Source organism: Neisseria sp. P0009.S007 (assembly GCF_051962515.1).
This window is the reverse complement of record NZ_JBQCVF010000914.1, coordinates 1-423: the sequence shown is the minus strand read 5'-3', so window position 1 is coordinate 423 and position 423 is coordinate 1. Positions and strand designations below refer to the sequence as shown.

Here is a 423-nt window from a genome sequence, read left to right as displayed (position 1 = left end):
AAATAAAAAAACAAAAAGGCCGTCTGAAAATCGTTTTTCAGACGACCTTTTATCTTCTCATGCTTAGGCGTCGATGTTTTGCGCCAGCAGGGCGTTGTTTTCGATGAAGGCGCGGCGCGGTTCGACTTCGTCGCCCATCAGGGTAACGAACACTTCGTCGGCGGCGATGGCGTCTTCGATGCGGACTTTCAGGAGACGGCGGACGGTAGGATCCATCGTGGTTTCCCAAAGTTGTTCCGGATTCATCTCGCCCAAGCCTTTGTATCGTTGGATGGACATGCCTTTTTGGGCAACGCTCATCAAGATATCCAAAGCGCCTTCAAAGCTGTCGATGTCGTACTCGTTGTCGCCTTTGTAGAGCTTCGCCCCTTTGCCGACCATGCCTTTGAGTGCGGCGGCGGTTTGGGTAAGGGTTTGGTAGGC

The 423-nt window shown here is 52.7% G+C and carries 1 pseudogene; it reads right to left on the bottom strand.

The features are described 5' to 3' along the window. Positions 1–63: 63 nt before the first annotated feature. A pseudogene (gyrB, locus tag ACTHS3_RS17090) lies at positions 64–423 on the bottom strand (DNA gyrase subunit B); the annotation flags it as partial.